Below are 18,649 nucleotides of genomic sequence, written 5' to 3'. Positions count from 1 at the left end.
GTCAGTCTTCCGAGGGCGTCGTGGCGGCTTCGCCGGTAACGCTCTTCAACCAGCGATCGATGCGCTCGAGGGTGGCGCTGAAGCCGGCGGCACCCTTGGCCGAGGGGACCGCGATGCGACCCGTCGGCGTGATGCCGTAGACCCGGAAGGGATAGGCGTCATAGGCCGCCATCGCGGCGTCGTCGAGACCATCGAGCAACAGCGGCAGATGGTCGCTCACCTGCGCCCGGAAGCGCTCTGCCAAGACCGACCGCTCGGCCAGGCTGGTGGGTGCCGAGACCACTTCTCCATCGGGAACCGGTGCCGGCCAACGAGACTCGCTGGGGAACGCTTCGCGACCGTAGACCAGATAGAAGTCGGCCTGGCCCCGCCAGCGCCGTTCGAGCTCGACCAAGCTCCCGAACTGGGAGCGCAAACCCATTCAAGTGAGGCTGCCGAAGGCCAGAATCACGGGGCGGCCGCGCAGCAGCGACTCCAGAGTCGCCGCGTCTCCCGCATCCGGCGAGCGAAAGACCTCGATCGCCGGCGCTACGCTGCCGAGGCGCGGTCCCCGGTCGCGCTCACCGGCGAGGTCCCCGGAACAATCCGCAAAGCACACCTGATCTTCGGCGCCGGTCGCCGGCACACCGAGCAGCAGCGCCAGCGCCAGGACCGATCCGGTCACCCAACAGTTTTCACTTCTCATGACTCCTCCTCGGCCTCGGCGGGGTCCACCAACGGCGGCGCGCCGCCACACCGCGAGCGGCCGACTTCGCGCAGCGCCGGCGCCCCGCGTCGCAGGGTCAACAGAGTCACCTCCGGTGGCGTCCCAATGCGCACCGGAATGCCCCAGTAATTGCTCCCGGGATGAATGTAGAGCAGCGAGCGATCGGACCGATGAGCGCCCATCGCCAGGTCGAGAAAGGGCGAGGCGGCGCACCACCCCAGGCGCGGAAGCGCGAACTGTCCGTAGTGGGTATGGCCACTCAGGGTGAGATCGACGCCGCGCCCGGCGAGGGCCGGCCAGAGGGCGGGGTTGTGGGCCAGGGCGAGGGTCGCTTCGCCCGGCGGCACGGCATCCAGGGTCGCCACGACGTCGGGAGTCGCCGCGGCCCCGCCGTCCCGCCGCCACGCCCTGCCAGCGGGATCTCCAGTGCCCGCGATCCACAGCCGCTGGCCGTGCCGTTCGAGAGCCATGGCCTGATTGACCAGCACGCGGCAGCCCCCCGCCTCGAGACCTCGATGCACCTTGTCCCAACCGGCGTAGACGTCGTGATTCCCGGCCACGGCGATCCTCCCGAGAGGCGGCTGGAGTCGGCGAAAGGTCTGATTGAAGAGCTCGACGTCGCGCGCAAAATCATCGACCTGGTCGCCGGTGAAGACCACCAGATCCGGGTCGGCCCGCTCGATCTCCGCAACCATCCGGGCCAAGAAACCGCGCGAGGTGTGCGGGCCGATGTGGAGATCCGAAATCTGCACCACCCGTAAGCCGTCGAAGGCACTCGGCAACCGTGGCAAGGAGGCTTCGAGGCGCCGAACCACCAGCTGGCGCGCCCCGCGATAGCCGGCCGCGGTCATCACCACGAGGACCGATGCTCCAGCCGCCAAGCCCCAGCGACCGGCGCTGCCGGCGAGTCCCCAGGGCCAACCGACGAGCCCGGCAACGGCGGTGGAGACGGCGAGCAGGGGAAAAGCACCCATCGCGAACCAGAAGGGCCGAAGCACCCACAGCCGGGTCATCGCCGACGGATAGGAACGGCCTCGAAAGCCGCGCAGCAGCGTCCGGAGGGGTAAGAGCACCACGCCCAAGAGCGCCAACACCGTCCACCACCCTCCCGGCACCAGCGGATGGATCCAGGCACCGATCAGTAGACCGGAGCCGCCCAACCAGAGCAGCACGAACAAGCTGACAGCGAGGAATGGCAGGCTCGGCGAGGCAGAGGACGGTGGCTCCGGAGCCACCGTCGCATCATCCATCGGGGTCTCGAAATTCATCGCATCGTTGTTCCCAAGGCCGCTCGCCGGCCTCTTTCCGGATTCGTCATCCCTGGGCTGGCACCCAGGCTCTCGTCGATGACGCCAACCAATTTCGCTCGTCGCCTGTTCCCTCGCGTCGAGACCTTCGACACCTACCTCTTCGTCGAGCGGAGCGCGGTGGACGCTCCGACCTCGCGGTGGCTTGATCGGACATCCTCCGAAACCATCTCAGCCGGCAGCGATGACCGAATCGGCACCGCAAGATCGCTACTGAAATGGGCTTTTGTATCCACCGCCGTTCGGCGAATCGACCCGGCTCACTGCATCCGTTCTCGATCGCTCGGCAAATACTCATAGTGCAGGCAAAATAAAAACTCCGAAAAGGGCAAGATGACCAACTTCCTTCTCTCCCCTGCCTCCAGGCCCTCGTTCCGCACTCTCCTCTCGATCGGCGTCGCCACCGCCTTCCTGGCCTCTCCTGTCAGTGCCCAACCGTGGGCGGAAACCTTCGGCGGCCCCGGCGCCGACCTCGCCTACGACATCGCAGCGGCGGCCGATGGCGGCGCCTTCGCCGGCGGCCTGACCAACACCGATCTGCTAGTCGACGGCTACGTCGTCAAGACCGACGCCGACGGCCAGCTCCTCTGGCAGCGCAGCCTGTCCCTCTCTCCCAAGGCCGAGACCTTTTACTCGATTCTGCCAACGGACGATGGTGGCGCCGTGATCGCCGGCAGTGTCGACGATGCAGCGAGCCCCGACTACCGGCCCTGGCTCCTCGCCCTCGACGCCCACGGGGAAATCCTCTGGAGCTCCGAGGAGAGCTTCACCGCCGATGTCCACGTCGACTCCGCCATCGTCCGGGCGGCGCGCCTCACGGACGGCCGCTACGTCCTCGCCGGCGGCGCCAACACCATGGTCAACCCGGAAGATCCGTGGGTCCTGCTGGCCACCGCCGACGGTACCTTCGAGAGCTTCGACCGCTTCGAAACCCTCGGCACACCCGGGTTCGGCGTCGCCACCTACATCAACAACCTCGCCGCCACCCCGGACGGCGGATTCGTCGCCACCGGCACCGTATCCGGCGGTCTCGGCACCGCTTTCCTGTGGAAGTTCGACGCCCACGCGCAGCCGGAGTGGAGCCGCCTCTACCAAGACGCCTTCTTTCGCGAGGGATTCTCCCTGCGGGCGATCACCGATGGCTACGTGATCACCGGCTGTGACCTGCCGAACTGCAACAACGCCACCATCATCCGCACCGACGCCGGCGGCGCCGTCCAGTGGACCACCGTGCTCGACGACCCCGACGGCCGTCGCTCCTTCGGCCGCGACGTCGTCGCCCGAGCGAACGGCGAGCTGGTGCTGCTCCAAACCCTCGACGGCGGCGCCGGCAGCCGCGTCATCGACACCGAGCTGATCACCCTCTCCGCCGCGGGCGAACGCCTGACCACGGATCCGCTGGTGGTCGGCCAGGTGAGCACTGCCGGCTACCGCCTCGCCCAGGGCGACGACCGCCTGTGGGTCGGCGGCTACGCCGGCGACAGCACCGCCGCCAACGACTTCGACCTGCTGGTGGCGGTGGCCCAGGATCAAGCCTTCGGCAGCCTGATCTTCAGCTCCGACTTCGAAAGCGGCGACCTCGCCGGCTGGTCCAGCCACTCCGACTGAGGCGACGTCGGTCCGGATGCTCCAAGGTCCTTCCGGAATCCATCGACAAACGGTAATCTATTGCCCTGACTGACGTGTGATTGCCGTTGACGAGCCGGCTCCGGGGCCGGTCGAGGCTCGTCGTTCCGGGAGCTCTGCCATGAAATCTCTTCTCGTCGCCTCCGCCCTGGCCCTGCTGTGCTCCCTGCCGTCGGCGGCACAGGAGCTCGAGACCTTTACGCTGCCCGCTCCGGAGCCCGGTGGCGGCATGTGGTTCGATCTCCAGACGCGCTTTCCCCAGGTCGACTGGCAGACCCTCGACCGGCTCTACATCCCGGCCGGGCACTGGTGCACCCTGTTGCTCACCGGGCTGCCCGATCGCAGCCCCGATCGCCCCTTGGTGATCACCAACATCGGCGGTCAGGTCAAGCTCGGCGGCTTGGGCTGTAGCAGCCACGCCATCCTGCTGCGCCAGGGCTCGAACTGGCGACTCACCGGCAAGTACGACCCCGTCGCCCGCACCGGCCATCCCGACTATCCCGGTCACGACGGCGGCTACGCCCATAGCGCCGGCACCTACGGCATCTGGGTCGACGACGCCTTCGAGACCAACGGCGACTCGGGGGTGGTGGTCACCGCCGGCGCCACCGACTTCGAGCTCGACTACCTCGAGGTCGAGCGCAACGGTTTCGCCGGCATTGTGCTGAAGACCGACGACGATGGCGTGTCGCACATGCGCAACGTGCGCGTCCACGACAACTACGTCCACGACAACGCCAGCGAGGGGGTCTACCTGGGCAGCACCCAGACGCCACCGCAGCACAAGTTCCCCGGCCTCCGGTTCTACAACAACCGCATCGTGCGCTCGGGAACGGAGGGGGTGCAGATCGGCCAGATCGGGCGCGACAGTGAGATCCACAACAACGTCTTCGTCTTCAGCGCCCTCACCTGGCGCAACCCTTGGGGTCCTTGGCAGGACAACGGCGGCCAGCTCGGGGTGCGGGAAGCGAACGTTTCGATCCGCAACAACATTTTGATCGGCGGCGCCGGCACCTTCTTCCAGCTCTTCCCCCAGCCGCGCGACGACGACCAGCACTTCCCCGGCGACGCCATCGAGATTCGCGACAACTACTTCTCCCACTCGCGCCACGTCGGCGCTTTTCTGCATCCGCAGAGCGACCAGGTCACCGAGCTGATCGTGGCCGACAACTGGTTTCGCGAGATGAACTTCCACTACGACGAGCTCGACGGTCAGACGACCGACGCCAACGTCGTCATGGCGACCTGGAACAGCGACATGACGATGCGCTTCGTCGACAACACCTGGACCGGGCCCCAGACCTTCATCACCGCCAGTACGCCGAACATCATCACAAGCGGCAACACCCAGGCGAGCTTCGCCCCGGTGCGCTTTCTCGATTCCGGCTTTCCGGCCGACTTCGACTACCACCGTCTCGAGGTGTGGACCGCCACCCGGCCGGACGGTCAGGCGGTGACCTACGGCGTCGGCCGCTACGTCACCGATATCGGCCAGCCCGGCGGCGGAACCATCTGGCGCAGCCTGGCGGTCAACAGCAACCAACCACCGGCCAACAACCCGGCCGTCTGGGAAGAAGTGCCACCGCCGGCCGATGACTACCGCCTCCACCCCGACTCGCCCTTCCAGGGCATCGGCCTGCTCGATACCGGGCGATCGATCTTCGCCGACGGCTTCGAGAGTGGCGATGCGACCTTGTGGAGCGTCGCGCGGCCATGACCCGGTCACGCTGACGGCCATGATCGACAGCGGGCGCCAGAACCCTCAGAGCAGAACCATCGCGACCCGCTGGTCGAGATCGGCGAGCAGCGTCTCGCGATCGATCCCGGCGCGGGCGCGCAGCATCAGTCCCTGACGCAGGTCGAAGAGCAGCCGAGCCCGCTCGAGGGCGGGAAACTCCGCCGGTAGCCGGCCCGCCGCCGTCTCGGCCTCGAAGCGCCCCGCCAGGCGTAGGTCGGTGCTCCGAATAGCCTCCCGCAGGCGCCGATCGACACCCTCGACCACGCCCGCGCTGGTCGCCACGCAGGCGGTCAAGAAACATCCCCGCACCCCGCTCGGCTGGAGCGTCGCGTGATCGACCACCGCCTGCAAGAAGGCGCGCACCGCGGCGCCGATCTCGGCCTCCTCCTCGAAGGCCACCAGGGGCCCGCAGCCGGCGCTCGCGGCGTAGCGATCGATCGCCCGCAAGAAGAGGCCCTGCTTGTCGCCGAAGGCGGCGTAGAGGCTCGGCCCGCGGATCCCCATGGCGCGGGTCAGGTCCTTGATCGATGCGCCGTCGAAGCCCTTCTCCCAAAACACCTCGACCGCCGCCTCCAGGGCCTCGTCGAGATCGAACTCCCGCGGTCGCCCGAGCCCTCGCTTGGCCTCACCGGCGCTGCTCAGCCCGCCGCCTCCTGCCGGTAGGCCCCGAAGACCTTACGGTCGTAGACCCAAGAAACCGTCGTCAGCAGCAGCGCCAGGATGGCCGGCAGGTACTCGCCATCGCGCACCATCCAGTGCGCCACCAGAGCGAGCAGAGCATCGTAGAAGAAGCCGGCATAGGCGAGCTCCTTCAGAAAGCTCGAGGCCCGGGTCAGCACCGCCACCGCGCCCAGGATCTTGGCGATGGCCAATGGGTAGATGAGCCAGGTCGGGAATCCCAAGCTGACAAAGAAGCCCGCGGCCCGCTCATAGTTGAGAAAGTACATCAACGCGCCAGCGCAGAACATCAGCGCCAGCAGGGTGGTGGAAATCCAAAAAATCAGTCGCTTCACCTTCATCGCCTCTCTCCTCGTGAATCGCACGACTCGCCGCGGCGAGCCGGCGGGATCGGTCGCCAGGTCAGGGTGGACGAGCAGCCCAGCGACCGCACAATCGCCATCGCCCAAGCGCTCTCGAGAAGCATTATGTATCGAACGATACAAAAATCAAGGGGCGAACGATGAAAGACCCCGGAGAACCGAGTCCTCCGGGGCCCAATCAACCGCAATGAACGCTTTTCTAGCCGATCGCCGCGAGGGCTTCGCGCACCCGCTCGACCTGCTCTTCGATGGCCGCGAAGGAGGTCGGAGCCTCTGGCGGCACCGGGGCCTCGGGCCAGAGGGCGAGGAGCGCCTCGAGCTCTTGATGCAGCCGATCGGCGGCCTCGCCTTCGAAGGCTTCGGCTCGCTGGATGGCGACCACGGTGAAGCCAAAGGCATCCTGGTACTCACCGGGATCGGTGACCGTCGCCTCCGGCACGCCGATCTCGTACTCTTCGACGACGGTGTCCATCAGGTAGGCGACGATCTCCTTCGGATCTCCCCCGGCCTTGCCGGTGACCTGAGCGAGGTTGGCCTCGGCGGCGGCGAGCTGGGGCTCGATCTCGGCCGCCGGCAGACCGTTCTCGAGAGCCTCCGAAACCACCTCGAAGAGTGCCGCCTCGAAGCCCAGGGCATCGAGGCCGACGCGCTCGTCGGCATGGGTCTCGGAGACCGGGTGCAGCAAGTGCGTCGAGGCCATCTCGGGCTCACCGGCGCGGTAGAGGGCGAGCCCCGCTTCGACGTGCCCCGACATGAAGGCGAGGCGCTTGGGCAGGGGCAGCACATCTTCGTCATGGTGGGCCTCGTCGTGAGCCGGCTCGCTGTCCACGGCCGGCTCGGCCGGAGCCGCCGGTTCCGAGGTTGGCTGCGGACCGCAGGCGGCCAGCATCAGCAGAAGGAGCAGAACCAGAGAAGAGCCCAGAGCCCGACGTCCGATAGAGCTTGCAATCATTGCTATGTTCCCTTTGGCAAGTTTTCGAGTGAAGAGTCGAGCGGCGAGCTTGGTCACCGGCCGACCTGAAAGTGAAGAAGAGCTTGTCCGTTCGCCGACCTCGAAACTACGCCGGCGAGCTGCCGAGGCGCACCCGGTTGATCTGATAGGTGTCGAGAAGAGCGCTGCGCAGCACGGCCATCAGCCACGAAAGGCCGCGGTAGTAAAGAGGAGCTTCGCGCCGCAGCCAGAGCGGCGGGCGTACCAAGGGGAAGCGCTCCAGGACCTCGAGACCCCAGGCCGCGAGCTCGTCGCGATCTTCGACCGCCCACGAGACGCGAGCCGTGCAGTGGCGCAGGGCATCGTGGCGATCCTGATTGGCGACGAAGGCTCCGTTGGCGGTGTCGAAGATCGCCTGGGAACCTGGGAACCTGGCGCCCAAGCTGCGGTAGAGATCGCGGTTCTGATCCGCCGAGAAATACAGCGTGCTGGCTTCGCTGACGAACAGCACGGGGCCGTCGACCTCCTCCGCCAGAGCGTCCATCCAGCCCTCCTCGAAGGCCGACGACGCGATGGCACGGCGGCGCTCCGTCTCCTCGAAGAAGCGCCGCCAGATGGCGATCACATCCGGCACGTCGAGATCGCGCCAGCGCACGCGACCGTCGTCGACGCGTTCGAAGCGGGTATTGAGTCCGCAGCCCAGCTCGACCACGGTGGCGCCCGGATGATCGTCCATCCAGCGACGCACCAAGCGATCGTAGAGGCGGGTGCGCCAGGTGGCGCCCCGCAGGCTGGGGCCGTCGAATTTCTCGAAGTCGTAGTCGATGGCGGCGACGATCGCCTCGGCCTTCGGATCACGCAGCAGGGGACGCCGCCGGCGTTGCTCGACGGCCCGGCCGCGCAGCGGAATCATCAGCGTCTCTTCGACCGCGCCGAGGTGGTCGGAGGCGATCTTCTCCCCCCGCTCCGAGGCATCGAAGGCGTCCATGGCCGAGATGCTATCAATCGCGGCCGATGGCGTCTCCAACCCCGGCCGCGGAAGCTCCTCAGCGCTTGTGCTCGGGGCTGTGGAAGTCGGTCTTGCAGCCAGCCTTCCAAACCTCCGGCTGGTTGCCGTGGGCCGGGATTCCGCCTTGGTCCTTCAGCATGCGGGCCAGGTGGAGGCAGTTCCAGACCAGGAAGGTGGTGTTGCGGTTGGTGAAGTCGTTCTCAGGTCCGCCGGAGCCGGGATCGGCATAGGACGGTCCCGGGCCGGCCTCGCCCATCCAGCCGGCATCGGCCTGCGGCGGCACCGTGTAACCCATGTGGGAGAGAGAGAACAGGACGTTCATGGCGCAGTGCTTGACGCCGTCCTCGTTACCGGTGATCAGGGTCGCCCCCACCTTGCCGTAGTCGCGGTACTGCCCTTTCTCGTTGAAGGAGTGGGTGTAGCCGTACATGCGCTCCAGGGTGCGGTTGCACACCGAAGACTTCTCGCCCAGCCAAACCGAGGTGCCGATGATCAGGATGTCGCAGGCATCGACCTTGGCCTGGATCTGCGGCCAGTCGTCGCGCTCCCACTCGTCCGTTTCGGCCATATTCCGGCCCAGGCCGGCGGCGATCTCGTAGTCCACCGGCCGCACGATCTCGGACTTGACGCCGTTGGCCTCGAAAATCCGCTGCGCCACCTTGATCAACTGCTCCGTGTGGGAGAGCAGCGGCGACCGGGTCAACGTGCAGTTGAGGAACAGGGCGGTGAGATCGTCATAGGTCGCCGGCGGCTGGTTGCACTGGTGCTCTGTGATGCGATCGAGTTGTTCGGTCATGGCGGGTCTCCATGGCAAGAAAAGAGATTTTGTGGATGATCACCGGCGGGCGTCGGAGCGTCGAGCCGTTCTCCTGCAACCGGGCCGATAGGGCTGTCCCGCACTCGGACGATTCGGTCGGCATCATACCTCGCGACTGCATCAGCTCGGGGAATCCTCCATGGCACGGGGGCGGTGATGGCGAGCCCACCGATCCCCCGAGCTCAGCGGCCCGCTCGGGACCGCAAGACTCAGCCGTCCTCGACACCGAGCAGGCGAACGATCTCGGCTTCCACCGCCTCCAGCTCGACCTTGCCAGACCACTGAGCCACGATCTGCCCGGCGCGGTCGACCAGGAACTGGGTCGGCACCACTCGCACCTGGTAGTCGACCCAGGCGGACGTGGTGGCGTCCAAAAAGACCGGATGCCGAGCCTTCCGCCGCTTGACCATCTTGGCGACCTTGCGCTCCGCATCCTCCCCTTCGTCGATCGAAATGCTGACCACCACCAGGCCGTCGTCTGCGTAGCGCTCGTGCAGGCGGGTGAGACTCGGGAGGTCCTTGACACAGGGCGGGCACCAAGTGGCCCAGAAGTCGACCAGCAGGACCTTGCCACGATAAGACTCCGAAGAGACTTCGGAACCATCGAGACCCAGCACCGCGAACGCCGGCGCCGGCCGCGGAAACACCGGTGGTAGGTAGCTGACCGGGGCGTGCAGGAAGGTGTCGCGGCAGCCCTCCGAGCAGAAGCCGTACCACTGGCCTTCGAACTCGGCGCTGGCGACCACCGACTCGACCTTCGTCTCGCCTTCGTGGACACGACAGACCGGGCAGAGAGCCCGCCCCCCGTCTTCGGCTCCAGCACCCTCGCGGGCGAAGCCGACAGGAGCCAGGAAGAACAAGATCGAGAGCAGGGTAACCAGGGCGCGAGGGGATTTCGCCATCGCCTCAGAACCTCGTAGAAAAAGCGACTCCGACGCGCTCGAGCCAGATCCAGAGAAGCGAGGCGCCAAAGCGCTGGCCTTTGTAATTGAGCATCAGGTGGGTGCGCTGGCCGTCATACATCGGTCGCAGCGAGTAGCGCTCGCCGAAGTCGACCTCGACGCCGAAGGGAAAGTTGAAGTCCTCATCCCACTCCGAGTAGTTGAGGCTGACATAGGCCGAAATCGGCCAGCGCGGATGTCCCTTGGCGGCGGTCAAGAAGTACGACTGCTCGCCCTCGGGCGAACCGACGCGGTCCGAGCTGGTGCCGAGGAACAGCGCCGGGCGCCGGCTGTCCTCGGTGAGCAGGAACCAGGTCACCAGCGGACCGATTTCGTCCGCCTCGGGATTGATCTCGACACCAAGCTGCAACCGCGGATGAACCCGCGCATGAAGCGTCGAGCGCCAGCGCGGACGCTCGAGATCGGTGTCGATGTAGCGCAGTGAAAAGCTGTACCGCTCGTCGATGCCGCTCCCCCGGAGCGGCGCCCCTTCGCCGGGTCAACCGCTTCATATGGGGGCGCTCGACGGCCGGATTGGCGGTGGCTGGTCGGCAAAGGCGCTACCAGCGAGAGTCACCGCCGCCAACAGCAGCAGCACGAGCCAGCACAGACGAGACCTTGGGCCGAAGGCAGTCCCCTTCATGCATCGATTGTACGCGACAGCGACCCCGAAAGTTCGAGATTCGGGAGAGTCTGCCAGACGCCCGGAGGCGGCCTCGCCGCCGAGCGCCGGCGAGGTTGTCGGGCTAAGGCCAGAGCCAGCCGAAGATAGCTCCCGTCAACAGGCCATACGCCACTCCATCGATGATGCTCTTGATGGTCGAAGACCAGCTATGGCCGAACCAGTTCGCATTCACCGGAATGCAGCCCGCCCAACCGAGGATCGCCGCGACTCCGATCACCTGGAAAACCCTCGCGAAGTCGGTCCCGGCAGCCAAGGTCAGGGCGCCGATGTAGGCGGCCAAGGTGGCGATCACCAGACAGTGGACGAAGTGCAGGGCGAGGTTCTTGCCCATGCCGGTCTGCCCCACCGGTTTGAGCACCAACAGCGCCACCGGCCCGCGGCGCATCTTCTCGAGGAGCTTCTCGTCCTTCCAGTCCGACGGGTTGGCGGCGTGGGGAACGGCGTACTGCCCCGGCGCCGCGGGGTTCTGCTGATTGACCGCATCGGCAAAGGCATCCTCGTCCGGCAGCTTGGCCCAATCGGACCGATGATGGGGCAACACCATCCAGACGATGAAGCTCGCCAGGTGAACGACGATCGCCGAAACCAGAATCGGCAACCACAACGATGCGAGTGAGACCATGACCCCTCCCTCCGCCTACGGAATCAGTCCCGACGGAACCGCCCGCAGGCTAAGTCCATGTGACAGATTCACTTGCTGCGATGGGAGGAGTCTACCAATCGCTGCCGATCACCCCGTCAGCAGCCGGCTAGAAGCGCAGGAGGAGCTGGACTCCCGCCTGCCGCGGATCGCCCAGACGACCGAAGCCGCGGTTGCCGACGCCGGGGAACTTCGACACCAGGTACTGCTCGTCGGTGGCATTGTCGATGAAGGCCAGGACCGAGTAGCTTCCGGTCTCGTAGCCGCCCCGCAGATTGAACAGGGTGCGCTCGTCGAGCATGAACTCGGGCTCGTTGAAGATGCGCGCGAAGGCCTCACCCTGGTAGCCGACATCGGCGTGCACGAACCAGCCGTCCGCGAAGCGATAGTTGAAGCCGAGGGACGCCGTCCACTCGGGCGCCGAGGCGAAGCGATTGCCGGTGACGTCTTCGCCCTGGGAGGTCTCGAACTCGGTGAACTCGGTGTGGGCGAAGCCGACCGAGCCATAGACATTCCACGCCCTGCGCGGCCGATAGGCGGTCTCGATCTCCACCCCGTAGAGCTCCGAAGCGCCGGCGTTCTCGACCAAAAAGTCGAAGATCTGGTCGGTCTGTGCCACCGTGATCTGCTGGTCCGTCCAGTCGCCGTAGTAGACGTTTGTGTTGAAGGTCAGTCGCTTGTCGAGGGCCGTCGAGCGGAGCGAGAACTCCACCAGATCGAGGGTCTCCGGATCGTACTCGTTGAACCGTCCGACCACCGTCACCTGGGCACCGCCGGCGCGGTAGCCGCGCTTGTAGAACAGCGACGTGGTCACCGCGTCGCTCCACTCGTAGCTGATGCCGGCCTCCGGCAACAGCGCGTCGTACTCCGTCTCGGTGCGCCGGCTGGTGGTTCCCAAGCGCGCCAGGAGAAGCGCATTGACCTGTTCGATGGCGGCGGCGAGGGGCGGCGGCAGCAAGGAGGTATCGGGCAACTCCGACAGCAGACGCGTCTGAATGGTCTCGTCGGAATCGAGCTGCTCGACGTCCCAGCGCAGGCCGGCAAAGGCCCGCCAGCGGTCCGTCAGCTGCCAGTCCCAGCGTCCGAAGAGGGCGTAATTGCTGGTCTCGATATCGAACGGGCTCTCGACCCCGACCCGATTGACCACCGGATAGAAGGGCAGCAAGGTGGGCGGAATCCCGACCTCCCGCGACAGCAGCTCGGTCTCCGCCGTCGACATGCCCTTGGCGGTGACCTCGGTGACGTAGAAGCCGAGGGCTCCCTGGCTGGACGGGCCGGCGTACTCGAAGCGCACGTCCTGGGCCCAGTTGTCGTCGCTGCGGTCGCGCGCCGTGAAGGTGCTGCCGGTGGGAGCCCGGTCACCATCGCCGAAGGTGCTGGTGTCGGACTGCAGGAGCGACGAGATCGAGCGCAGGCTCCAGCGATCGTTGAGGGACCATCTCAGATCGACCGAGAAGGACAGGGAGTCGTTGTTCTCGAACTCCTCGAGATTGGAGTCGTTGATGCGGTCGTCGAGGAACTCGAGGACGATGACGTCGCTACCCCGTCGGGTCTCGCCATACTGGGCGGTCACCTGGGCGCTGAAGTTGTTCGCCGACTTCGGCAGATAGAGGTACTTCGCCCGCAGCGTGTTGTTCTCGCGGGCGTTGAAGTCGTCTTCGCCACGGGTCGGGTTGTTGATGTAGCCGTCGCGATTCCAAGTTTCGGCGGTGATTCGCAGCGCCGAGGTGTCGCTCAGGGGAGCGTTGACCATGCCCGCCGCTTCCCAGCTGGAATCCTCCGCCAGACCGACGCGCCAGCGGCTCTCGTACTGGAAGACCGGCTCCTTGGTGGCGAGCACGATCGCCCCACCGAGGGCGTTGAGACCGACGTTGGTGGTCTGAGGACCGCGCAGGATCTCGACCTGGGCGACGTCCCAGAGCTGGGTCGGGCCGATGCGTTTGGCGAAACCGGTGACCGCGACGCCGTCGATGTAGTAGCTGCCCAACTCCCCGACTCCACCGGTTCCGACGCCGGTGTGGTTGATGCCGCGAATACCGAAGCCTTCGCCGTTGAGGAGCTGGTAGGCATTGGCGGTCTGGTTGAGAACGTCCTGCAGCTCCAGCATGCCGGCATCGGTGATGGCGTCCGATCCCCACACCGCGACGCTCTCCGGGGTGTCCTGCAGGGTCTCTTCGATCAGGCCGCCGGTCACCACGATCTCGTCGAAGATCTCTTCGCGCTGGGACTCGTCGTCGGCGGAGGATTCGCGGCTGGATTCCTCCTCGGAGGACTCTTCGACGGCCGCCCCATTGGGCGGCGAATCGGCGAAGGCCCCAGGAACCGGGACCACCAAGGCGAGCAAGAATAGGGCGAGATTCGAGTAAGTGGCCACCTTCATGACGGGTTCCTCTGCATTGATTAGGCTTGTGCGGGAATGCGGATGACGGCGGACCTGGGCACACGATGGAACGCCCGGGCCAAGCGCAAAAAACGCTTATTGAGAATGAATCTCATTAAAGACTGAAAATTGTGGACCGATTTCGTCCGATTTGTCAAGAAATTCTTCCCCCGGCGGCGAATCGACGCAGCGATCAGGCAGAGGTCAGGTCGTGGCGCGGCGAATGGCCGAAGTGGCGCGAGTACTCGCGACTGAACTGGGTGGGGCTCTGATAGCCGACACCGAGGGCCGCCTCGGTGACGTTGTGCTTGCCTTCCCGGATCAAGCGCCTCGCCTCCAGTAGGCGGAGGCTCTTCAGGTACTGCAACGGCGTGGTGCCGGTGAGGGATCGGAAGTGCTCGTGGAAAGACGAGTCACTCATGCCCGCGGCCCGGGCCAGGTCCGGCACCGCGAGGGGTTGCGAGAAGTCGCGCCGCAACAGCGAAATGGCGCGAGCGATCTGGCTGGCGTGGCTGCTCTCCTGCAGCAGTTGCCGCAGAGTCTCTCCTTGGGGAGCGCTGAGCAGGCGATAGTGGATCTCGCGGCGCAACAAGGGCGCCAGGATTTCGCCATCGCGACGCCGGCCGACCAGATCGAACAGACGCACCATGGCATCGACCAGCGCCGGCGGTGCCGGCCCGGTCTCCAGCGATCGGGACAAGGATCGAGACGAGGTGGGCTCGCCGACACGATCGTGCAGCTCGCGAGCCAGTCCGAGATCGAGGTCGAAGGCGAGGGACGAGAAGGGCTCATGCTCGCTGGCGACGGTGATCTTCGCCAAGACCGGCAAGTGGTGGCTGATCACCACCGCATCCCCGGGGCCGAAGTCGAGCCTCCGATCCCCCAGCTGAACGCACTTGCCGCCGCGCAGGATGATGCAAAAGGAGGGCTGGTAGAGCACCGGCTCGATCGCCGTCGGACGACGGCTGTGAATCGCCAGCAGGCCCTCGATGTCGGTGGCGTGCTCGGGCCCCGGGCTCGCCTCGCCGGCGAAACCCGCCACCCGGGCAGCCAGGTCGGCGAGCCTGGAGGAAACCGTGATGGGTCGAGCCTCGGACATGGCGAAAGCCTAAACCGTCCGGCAGACGATCGTGCCCGGTTTGGAGAAATAGGCAGATCTTCCGGTCGATTGGGCAGGCAACCGACGGCCCGAAACGGCATCATCTCTTCGACCACGGGGCGCGGCGCTGCCGCGCTTCCCAACCCACCCAGACCCTCGGAGAGATGACGATGACCGATCTTCACGATGCGCACCCGAGCGAGAGAATCGCCCTGATCACCGGCGGCAGCCGTGGCCTGGGCAAGAGTATGGCTCTCGAGCTCGCCGCCGGCGGCGTCGGCGTGATTCTGACCTTTCATTCCCGTTCCGACGCTGCCGACCAGGTGGTCGATGAGATTCGAGCCGGCGGCGGCCAAGGCGCCGCCCTGCAGCTCGACGCCGGCCGCAGCGAGACCTTCGAAGACTTCGCCCGTCGGGTCGGCGAAACCCTCGCCTCGACCTGGCAGCGCGACCGCTTCGACTTCCTGGTCAACAACGCCGGCATCGGAGTGCACCAGCCCTTCGCCGACACCAGCGAGGAAGAGTTCGACGCCCTGATGAACATTCACTTCAAGGGCACCTTCTTTCTCACCCAGCGGCTCCTGCCGTTGCTCGCCGATGGCGGACGCATCGTCAACATCTCGACCGGCCTGACCCGCTTCGCATTTCCCGGCTACTCCGCCTACGCCAGCATGAAGGGTGCCGTCGAAGTGCTGACCCGCTACCTCGCCCACGAGCTCGGGCCCCGCGGCATCACCGTCAACACCATCGCTCCGGGAGCCATCGAGACCGACTTCGGCGGCGGCGCGGTGCGCGACAACGCCGAGCTCAACCAATTCATCGCCGCCAACACCGCCCTCGGCCGGGTCGGTCTGCCGGACGACATCGGTGGCGCCGTGGCCAGCTTGCTGACGGGCGACAACCACTGGATCACCGGTCAGCGAATCGAGGTCTCCGGCGGCCAGAACCTCTGATTCCAACTCCAGGCGGCAGATTCAACAGCTCCTCATAGCGAAACGCCCCTCGCGCCCCATCGGGCCCGAGGGGCGAATCATTTCGCGCCTCGACGAGCTCAGAAGTCGATCGAGTAGGACAGCCCCACCGAACGGCCGGGAGCACCCGCCACCCGCGCCACGAACAGCGGATTGCCGCGATAGCTCTGGCTGCTCGGCGGCAAGTAGGCGCGATCGAAGAGATTGGAGATCTGGATTCCGAGCTCACCCCGCGGCAGCCTCCAGTCGACGCCGACGTCGGCCACCGCATAGCCCTCGATCTCGTAGAGGTCGATGCCCTCGTCGAAGGCCCGGTCACGGTCCCCCACCGCCAGCACCAGGCCGTTGAGGGTCACCTTGTTGGTCAGCAAGTACTTCGCCTCGAGGGTCGCCTTCCAGGGCTGGATATCGAGACTGGTCTGCGGCACGAAGCCGGAGGGACCATTGCCGTCCGGATCGAAGTCGCCCTCGCTCCAGGCGGCGGTCCCGAAGAAGGACAGCTTGGCGCTGGCCTGCCAGCCGAGCACGGTCTCGAATCCGTAGGTCTCTTCCGGTGAGCGGTTGTACTCGCCGAAGTTGGTCTCCGGATCGTAGATGAAGTTCTCGCCGAACTCCGACTCGGTGAAGAAGGCGGCGAAGGAGTAGCTGAAGTCGCCGCGGTAGCCGCGATAGCCAAGCTCGAAGTTGTCGACGATCTGAGGCTCGATCGCTTCGGCGCTTTCGAGCGGCTGGTTCGGCGGCACCAGGCGGGCGACGTTGAACAGGCTCGGCACCTCGAAGCCCTGGGCGAAGCTGCCGTAGATCTGGTCGCTGGCGTTGAGCTGGTAGGTGCCGCCGAGATTGAAGGCGGTCCCCGAGTTGGCGCCCTGACCGCCGGGCCGGAAGGCCTGCAGGAAGTCGAAGACGCGCACACCGCTACCGATCTCGAACTCGACATCCTCATAGCGCACGCCGCCACTCAGCGACAGCTTGTCCGTCGCCCGGAAGTCGGCCTGCAGGAAGTAACCCTCGGTCTGGAGATCGAAGGGATAGAGGAACAGGTCATCGCGGATCGGCGTCGTCACATCGCGTTCGATGTCGAAGTTCGGACCGGTCGCGAACACCAGCGCACGGCTGCCGCGAGTCTGGTCCTCGAAATCGAATCCGACCAGCACGTCGAAGGAGTCGCCGAAGGACTTCGAGTACTGGGAGCGGAAGCCCTCGCTGAAGTCGAGCTGGGTCTTCTGGTAGTTGTTCGGGAAGACCGGCGGCAGCGGAATGGCGCGCAGGTCGATCCAGGCCCCGATGATCTCGTCCTCGCGATCGTAGTACTGCAGCATCAGCTGACCACCGCCGAGGTCGGCATGGCTGTAGCGCACGCTCAGCAGCTCTTTCTCGTCAATCGGGGTGTTGGACGAACCATAGTTGAAGGACTGCTGGTTGGGGCTCTCGCGGCCGGTCGCGAAGCCGTCATCGCGCAGCACCGTCTCGAACACCCGGCCGTCGAGCTCGCGGTCGATGAAGCTGTAGAAGCCCTCGAGGCGCTGGCTCGGGGTGAGGTCGGCCCCCAGCTTGGTGAAGTAGCTGGTGTCGTCGGTGAAGCCGTAATACACCGGGTTGGCGACGTCGTTCTCGCCGTCGATCACGCCGTTCTGGGAGTCGTAGCTGCCCGACACCAGGTAGTCGAAAAGACCCAACCGGCCCGACATCACGGCCGACGTCTTGTAGCTCAGGGCATCGTCACCGAAGGGTGAGCTCGCCTGCGTGAAGGTCGTCGCCTGCTGCCGGAGCTCGAGGCGAAAGGCGTCGTCCGCCGGGCCACGGGTCAGAAACTGAATCACGCCGCCGGTGGCACCGGCTCCATAGTTCGAGGTCGGACCGTAGAGCACCTCGACCTGATCGACCACGCCGGGCTCGAACTTCACCAGCGGACTCTCGGAAAACCCGGAGCCGCCGTTGTAGACCAGCGGCACGCCGTCGAAGAGATACTGCGGCTCGCGGCCCCGCAGGGTCTGATTGCGGATCAAGTCGATGAAGGTGGGAGCCCCGTAGCCCGGGATCGATCGGCCCAGAATGTCGCCGACGTTCGAGCTCTTGGTGAGATCGACCTTGAGCTCGAGACTATCGATGACGGTAGTGGTGCGGGTGAGCTCACTCTGGCGCTGCTCACGGCGGCTGCCGGTCACCACGATCGAATCCTTGACCACGGTGTCGCTCGCGGCACCATCGTCGGCAGCGCTCTCCGGCGCGGCCTCGGCGGCTTCCACCGACGCGGCGTCTTCCTCGGCTGCGGAACCAGCAGCGGTCGAAGTTTTGGTACTGCGCTCCATCGCCGGATCGGCCTTGGCTGAAGCGACAGCCGGCCCCGAAAGGGCGACCATGATCAAGACCATCAAAGGTCCGAGTATGCGAAACGCCCTCAGCAACGCTGTTCGGCGCTGTTCCATTTTGACTCTCCTCGAGTAAAGCCCATCGAACGGGGCGGCCGGGCTCCGGAAGAGCCCGACCGCTATGAAGCAAAGCTCACTGAGAAGAGAGGAAGCCCTTGACCATCCGGGCTCCGAAGTGACAGACCTACATCCAACCAAGGTCTTCGCGAGCTTGGCCGAATTGGATGCGGCCTTGAAGGAGAAACTTCCCCCGACAGGAGCTCACGCCCGCGACCTCGCTCGGTGCCAAGCCTACCCAGGACAGTTCAGACCGTCAACGGCCGCAGCCAGATCCCTGCCCCCGACGCCACACGCCGCCGAGAAATTCGGGTGGCACCTAGGAATTGAACC

The 18,649-nt window shown here is 65.9% G+C and carries 17 protein-coding genes; 3 read left to right on the top strand and 14 right to left on the bottom strand.

From position 1 onward, the window contains the following. Position 1: 1 nt before the first annotated feature. The 3 genes from AAF604_21210 to AAF604_21200 are packed head-to-tail and all read right to left on the bottom strand — an operon-like array spanning position 2 to position 1,974. On the bottom strand, positions 2 to 421 hold the full coding sequence (locus AAF604_21210) for a hypothetical protein (protein MEM7052199.1): 420 nt from the start codon (positions 419 to 421) through the stop codon (positions 2 to 4). Further along, the gene (locus AAF604_21205; protein ID MEM7052198.1) at positions 422 to 685 is read right to left on the bottom strand and encodes a hypothetical protein; all 264 of its coding nucleotides are present in this window, start codon (positions 683 to 685) and stop codon (positions 422 to 424) included. Then, positions 682 to 1,974: a metallophosphoesterase gene (locus AAF604_21200; GenBank protein MEM7052197.1), complete on the bottom strand. Its 1,293-nt coding sequence runs from the start codon at positions 1,972 to 1,974 to the stop codon at positions 682 to 684. The genes AAF604_21205 and AAF604_21200 overlap by 4 nt, the downstream gene beginning before the upstream one ends. A gap of 372 nt (positions 1,975 to 2,346) precedes the next feature. Between AAF604_21200 and AAF604_21195 the strand changes: the two genes are divergently transcribed. Both AAF604_21195 and AAF604_21190 read left to right on the top strand, forming a co-directional pair. Next, positions 2,347 to 3,621, top strand: coding sequence for a hypothetical protein (locus AAF604_21195; protein ID MEM7052196.1), 1,275 nt, complete (start codon positions 2,347 to 2,349; stop codon positions 3,619 to 3,621). A gap of 139 nt (positions 3,622 to 3,760) precedes the next feature. Then, complete coding sequence (locus AAF604_21190; protein ID MEM7052195.1) at positions 3,761 to 5,356, top strand: right-handed parallel beta-helix repeat-containing protein; 1,596 nt, start codon at positions 3,761 to 3,763, stop codon at positions 5,354 to 5,356. Between the two features lie 45 nt (positions 5,357 to 5,401). On the opposite strand, the gene AAF604_21185 is transcribed toward AAF604_21190, so the two are convergent. From AAF604_21185 to AAF604_21140, 10 genes are all read right to left on the bottom strand, one after another. Further along, on the bottom strand, positions 5,402 to 5,953 hold the full coding sequence (locus AAF604_21185) for a helix-turn-helix domain-containing protein (protein MEM7052194.1): 552 nt from the start codon (positions 5,951 to 5,953) through the stop codon (positions 5,402 to 5,404). A 62-nt stretch (positions 5,954 to 6,015) separates the two neighbouring features. Beyond that, a complete protein-coding gene (locus tag AAF604_21180; protein ID MEM7052193.1) occupies positions 6,016 to 6,396 on the bottom strand; it encodes a DoxX family protein in 381 nt (126 codons plus the stop codon). Between the two features lie 220 nt (positions 6,397 to 6,616). Continuing rightward, on the bottom strand, positions 6,617 to 7,369 hold the full coding sequence (locus AAF604_21175; GenBank protein MEM7052192.1) for a hypothetical protein: 753 nt from the start codon (positions 7,367 to 7,369) through the stop codon (positions 6,617 to 6,619). Positions 7,370 to 7,475: 106 nt separating this feature from the next. Continuing rightward, on the bottom strand, positions 7,476 to 8,336 hold the full coding sequence (locus tag AAF604_21170) for a class I SAM-dependent methyltransferase (protein ID MEM7052191.1): 861 nt from the start codon (positions 8,334 to 8,336) through the stop codon (positions 7,476 to 7,478). A gap of 58 nt (positions 8,337 to 8,394) precedes the next feature. After that, positions 8,395 to 9,153 (bottom strand): NAD(P)H-dependent oxidoreductase, encoded by a 759-nt coding sequence (locus AAF604_21165; GenBank protein MEM7052190.1) that lies wholly within the window; start codon positions 9,151 to 9,153, stop codon positions 8,395 to 8,397. Positions 9,154 to 9,383: 230 nt separating this feature from the next. Beyond that, a complete protein-coding gene (locus AAF604_21160) occupies positions 9,384 to 10,076 on the bottom strand; it encodes a redoxin domain-containing protein (GenBank protein ID MEM7052189.1) in 693 nt (230 codons plus the stop codon). A gap of 4 nt (positions 10,077 to 10,080) precedes the next feature. Then, on the bottom strand, positions 10,081 to 10,485 hold the full coding sequence (locus tag AAF604_21155; GenBank protein ID MEM7052188.1) for a hypothetical protein: 405 nt from the start codon (positions 10,483 to 10,485) through the stop codon (positions 10,081 to 10,083). Positions 10,486 to 10,861: 376 nt separating this feature from the next. Then, positions 10,862 to 11,422, bottom strand: a complete 561-nt coding sequence (locus tag AAF604_21150) for a hypothetical protein (GenBank protein MEM7052187.1) — start codon at positions 11,420 to 11,422, stop codon at positions 10,862 to 10,864. Positions 11,423 to 11,549: 127 nt separating this feature from the next. Continuing rightward, complete coding sequence (locus tag AAF604_21145; GenBank protein MEM7052186.1) at positions 11,550 to 13,820, bottom strand: TonB-dependent receptor; 2,271 nt, start codon at positions 13,818 to 13,820, stop codon at positions 11,550 to 11,552. 193 nt (positions 13,821 to 14,013) lie between these two features. After that, positions 14,014 to 14,919, bottom strand: coding sequence for an AraC family transcriptional regulator (locus AAF604_21140; protein ID MEM7052185.1), 906 nt, complete (start codon positions 14,917 to 14,919; stop codon positions 14,014 to 14,016). 170 nt (positions 14,920 to 15,089) lie between these two features. Between AAF604_21140 and AAF604_21135 the strand changes: the two genes are divergently transcribed. Next, positions 15,090 to 15,872, top strand: a complete 783-nt coding sequence (locus AAF604_21135; GenBank protein MEM7052184.1) for an SDR family oxidoreductase — start codon at positions 15,090 to 15,092, stop codon at positions 15,870 to 15,872. Positions 15,873 to 15,970: 98 nt separating this feature from the next. Here AAF604_21135 and AAF604_21130 read toward each other — a convergent pair whose 3' ends face one another. Next, positions 15,971 to 18,316 (bottom strand): TonB-dependent receptor, encoded by a 2,346-nt coding sequence (locus AAF604_21130; GenBank protein MEM7052183.1) that lies wholly within the window; start codon positions 18,314 to 18,316, stop codon positions 15,971 to 15,973. Between the last annotated feature and the right edge of the window lie 333 nt (positions 18,317 to 18,649).

This window comes from Acidobacteriota bacterium (assembly GCA_039028635.1).
Lineage (GTDB): Bacteria > Acidobacteriota > Thermoanaerobaculia > Multivoradales > JBCCEF01 > JBCCEF01.
The sequence above is the reverse complement of the archived record's forward strand: the minus strand, read 5'-3'. Positions and strand labels throughout refer to the sequence as shown.

Coding starts and splice junctions, on each gene's coding strand:
- AAF604_21165 (MEM7052190.1), bottom strand. CDS start 9,153: ATGACCGAACAACTCGATCGCATCACAGAGCACCAGTGCAACCAGCCG.
- AAF604_21150 (MEM7052187.1), bottom strand. CDS start 11,422: ATGGTCTCACTCGCATCGTTGTGGTTGCCGATTCTGGTTTCGGCGATC.
- AAF604_21180 (MEM7052193.1), bottom strand. CDS start 6,396: ATGAAGGTGAAGCGACTGATTTTTTGGATTTCCACCACCCTGCTGGCG.
- AAF604_21140 (MEM7052185.1), bottom strand. CDS start 14,919: ATGTCCGAGGCTCGACCCATCACGGTTTCCTCCAGGCTCGCCGACCTG.
- AAF604_21195 (MEM7052196.1), top strand. CDS start 2,347: ATGACCAACTTCCTTCTCTCCCCTGCCTCCAGGCCCTCGTTCCGCACT.
- AAF604_21205 (MEM7052198.1), bottom strand. CDS start 685: ATGAGAAGTGAAAACTGTTGGGTGACCGGATCGGTCCTGGCGCTGGCG.
- AAF604_21200 (MEM7052197.1), bottom strand. CDS start 1,974: ATGAATTTCGAGACCCCGATGGATGATGCGACGGTGGCTCCGGAGCCA.
- AAF604_21175 (MEM7052192.1), bottom strand. CDS start 7,369: ATGATTGCAAGCTCTATCGGACGTCGGGCTCTGGGCTCTTCTCTGGTT.
- AAF604_21210 (MEM7052199.1), bottom strand. CDS start 421: ATGGGTTTGCGCTCCCAGTTCGGGAGCTTGGTCGAGCTCGAACGGCGC.
- AAF604_21160 (MEM7052189.1), bottom strand. CDS start 10,076: ATGGCGAAATCCCCTCGCGCCCTGGTTACCCTGCTCTCGATCTTGTTC.
- AAF604_21170 (MEM7052191.1), bottom strand. CDS start 8,336: ATGGACGCCTTCGATGCCTCGGAGCGGGGGGAGAAGATCGCCTCCGAC.
- AAF604_21190 (MEM7052195.1), top strand. CDS start 3,761: ATGAAATCTCTTCTCGTCGCCTCCGCCCTGGCCCTGCTGTGCTCCCTG.
- AAF604_21145 (MEM7052186.1), bottom strand. CDS start 13,820: ATGAAGGTGGCCACTTACTCGAATCTCGCCCTATTCTTGCTCGCCTTG.
- AAF604_21135 (MEM7052184.1), top strand. CDS start 15,090: ATGACCGATCTTCACGATGCGCACCCGAGCGAGAGAATCGCCCTGATC.
- AAF604_21130 (MEM7052183.1), bottom strand. CDS start 18,316: ATGGAACAGCGCCGAACAGCGTTGCTGAGGGCGTTTCGCATACTCGGA.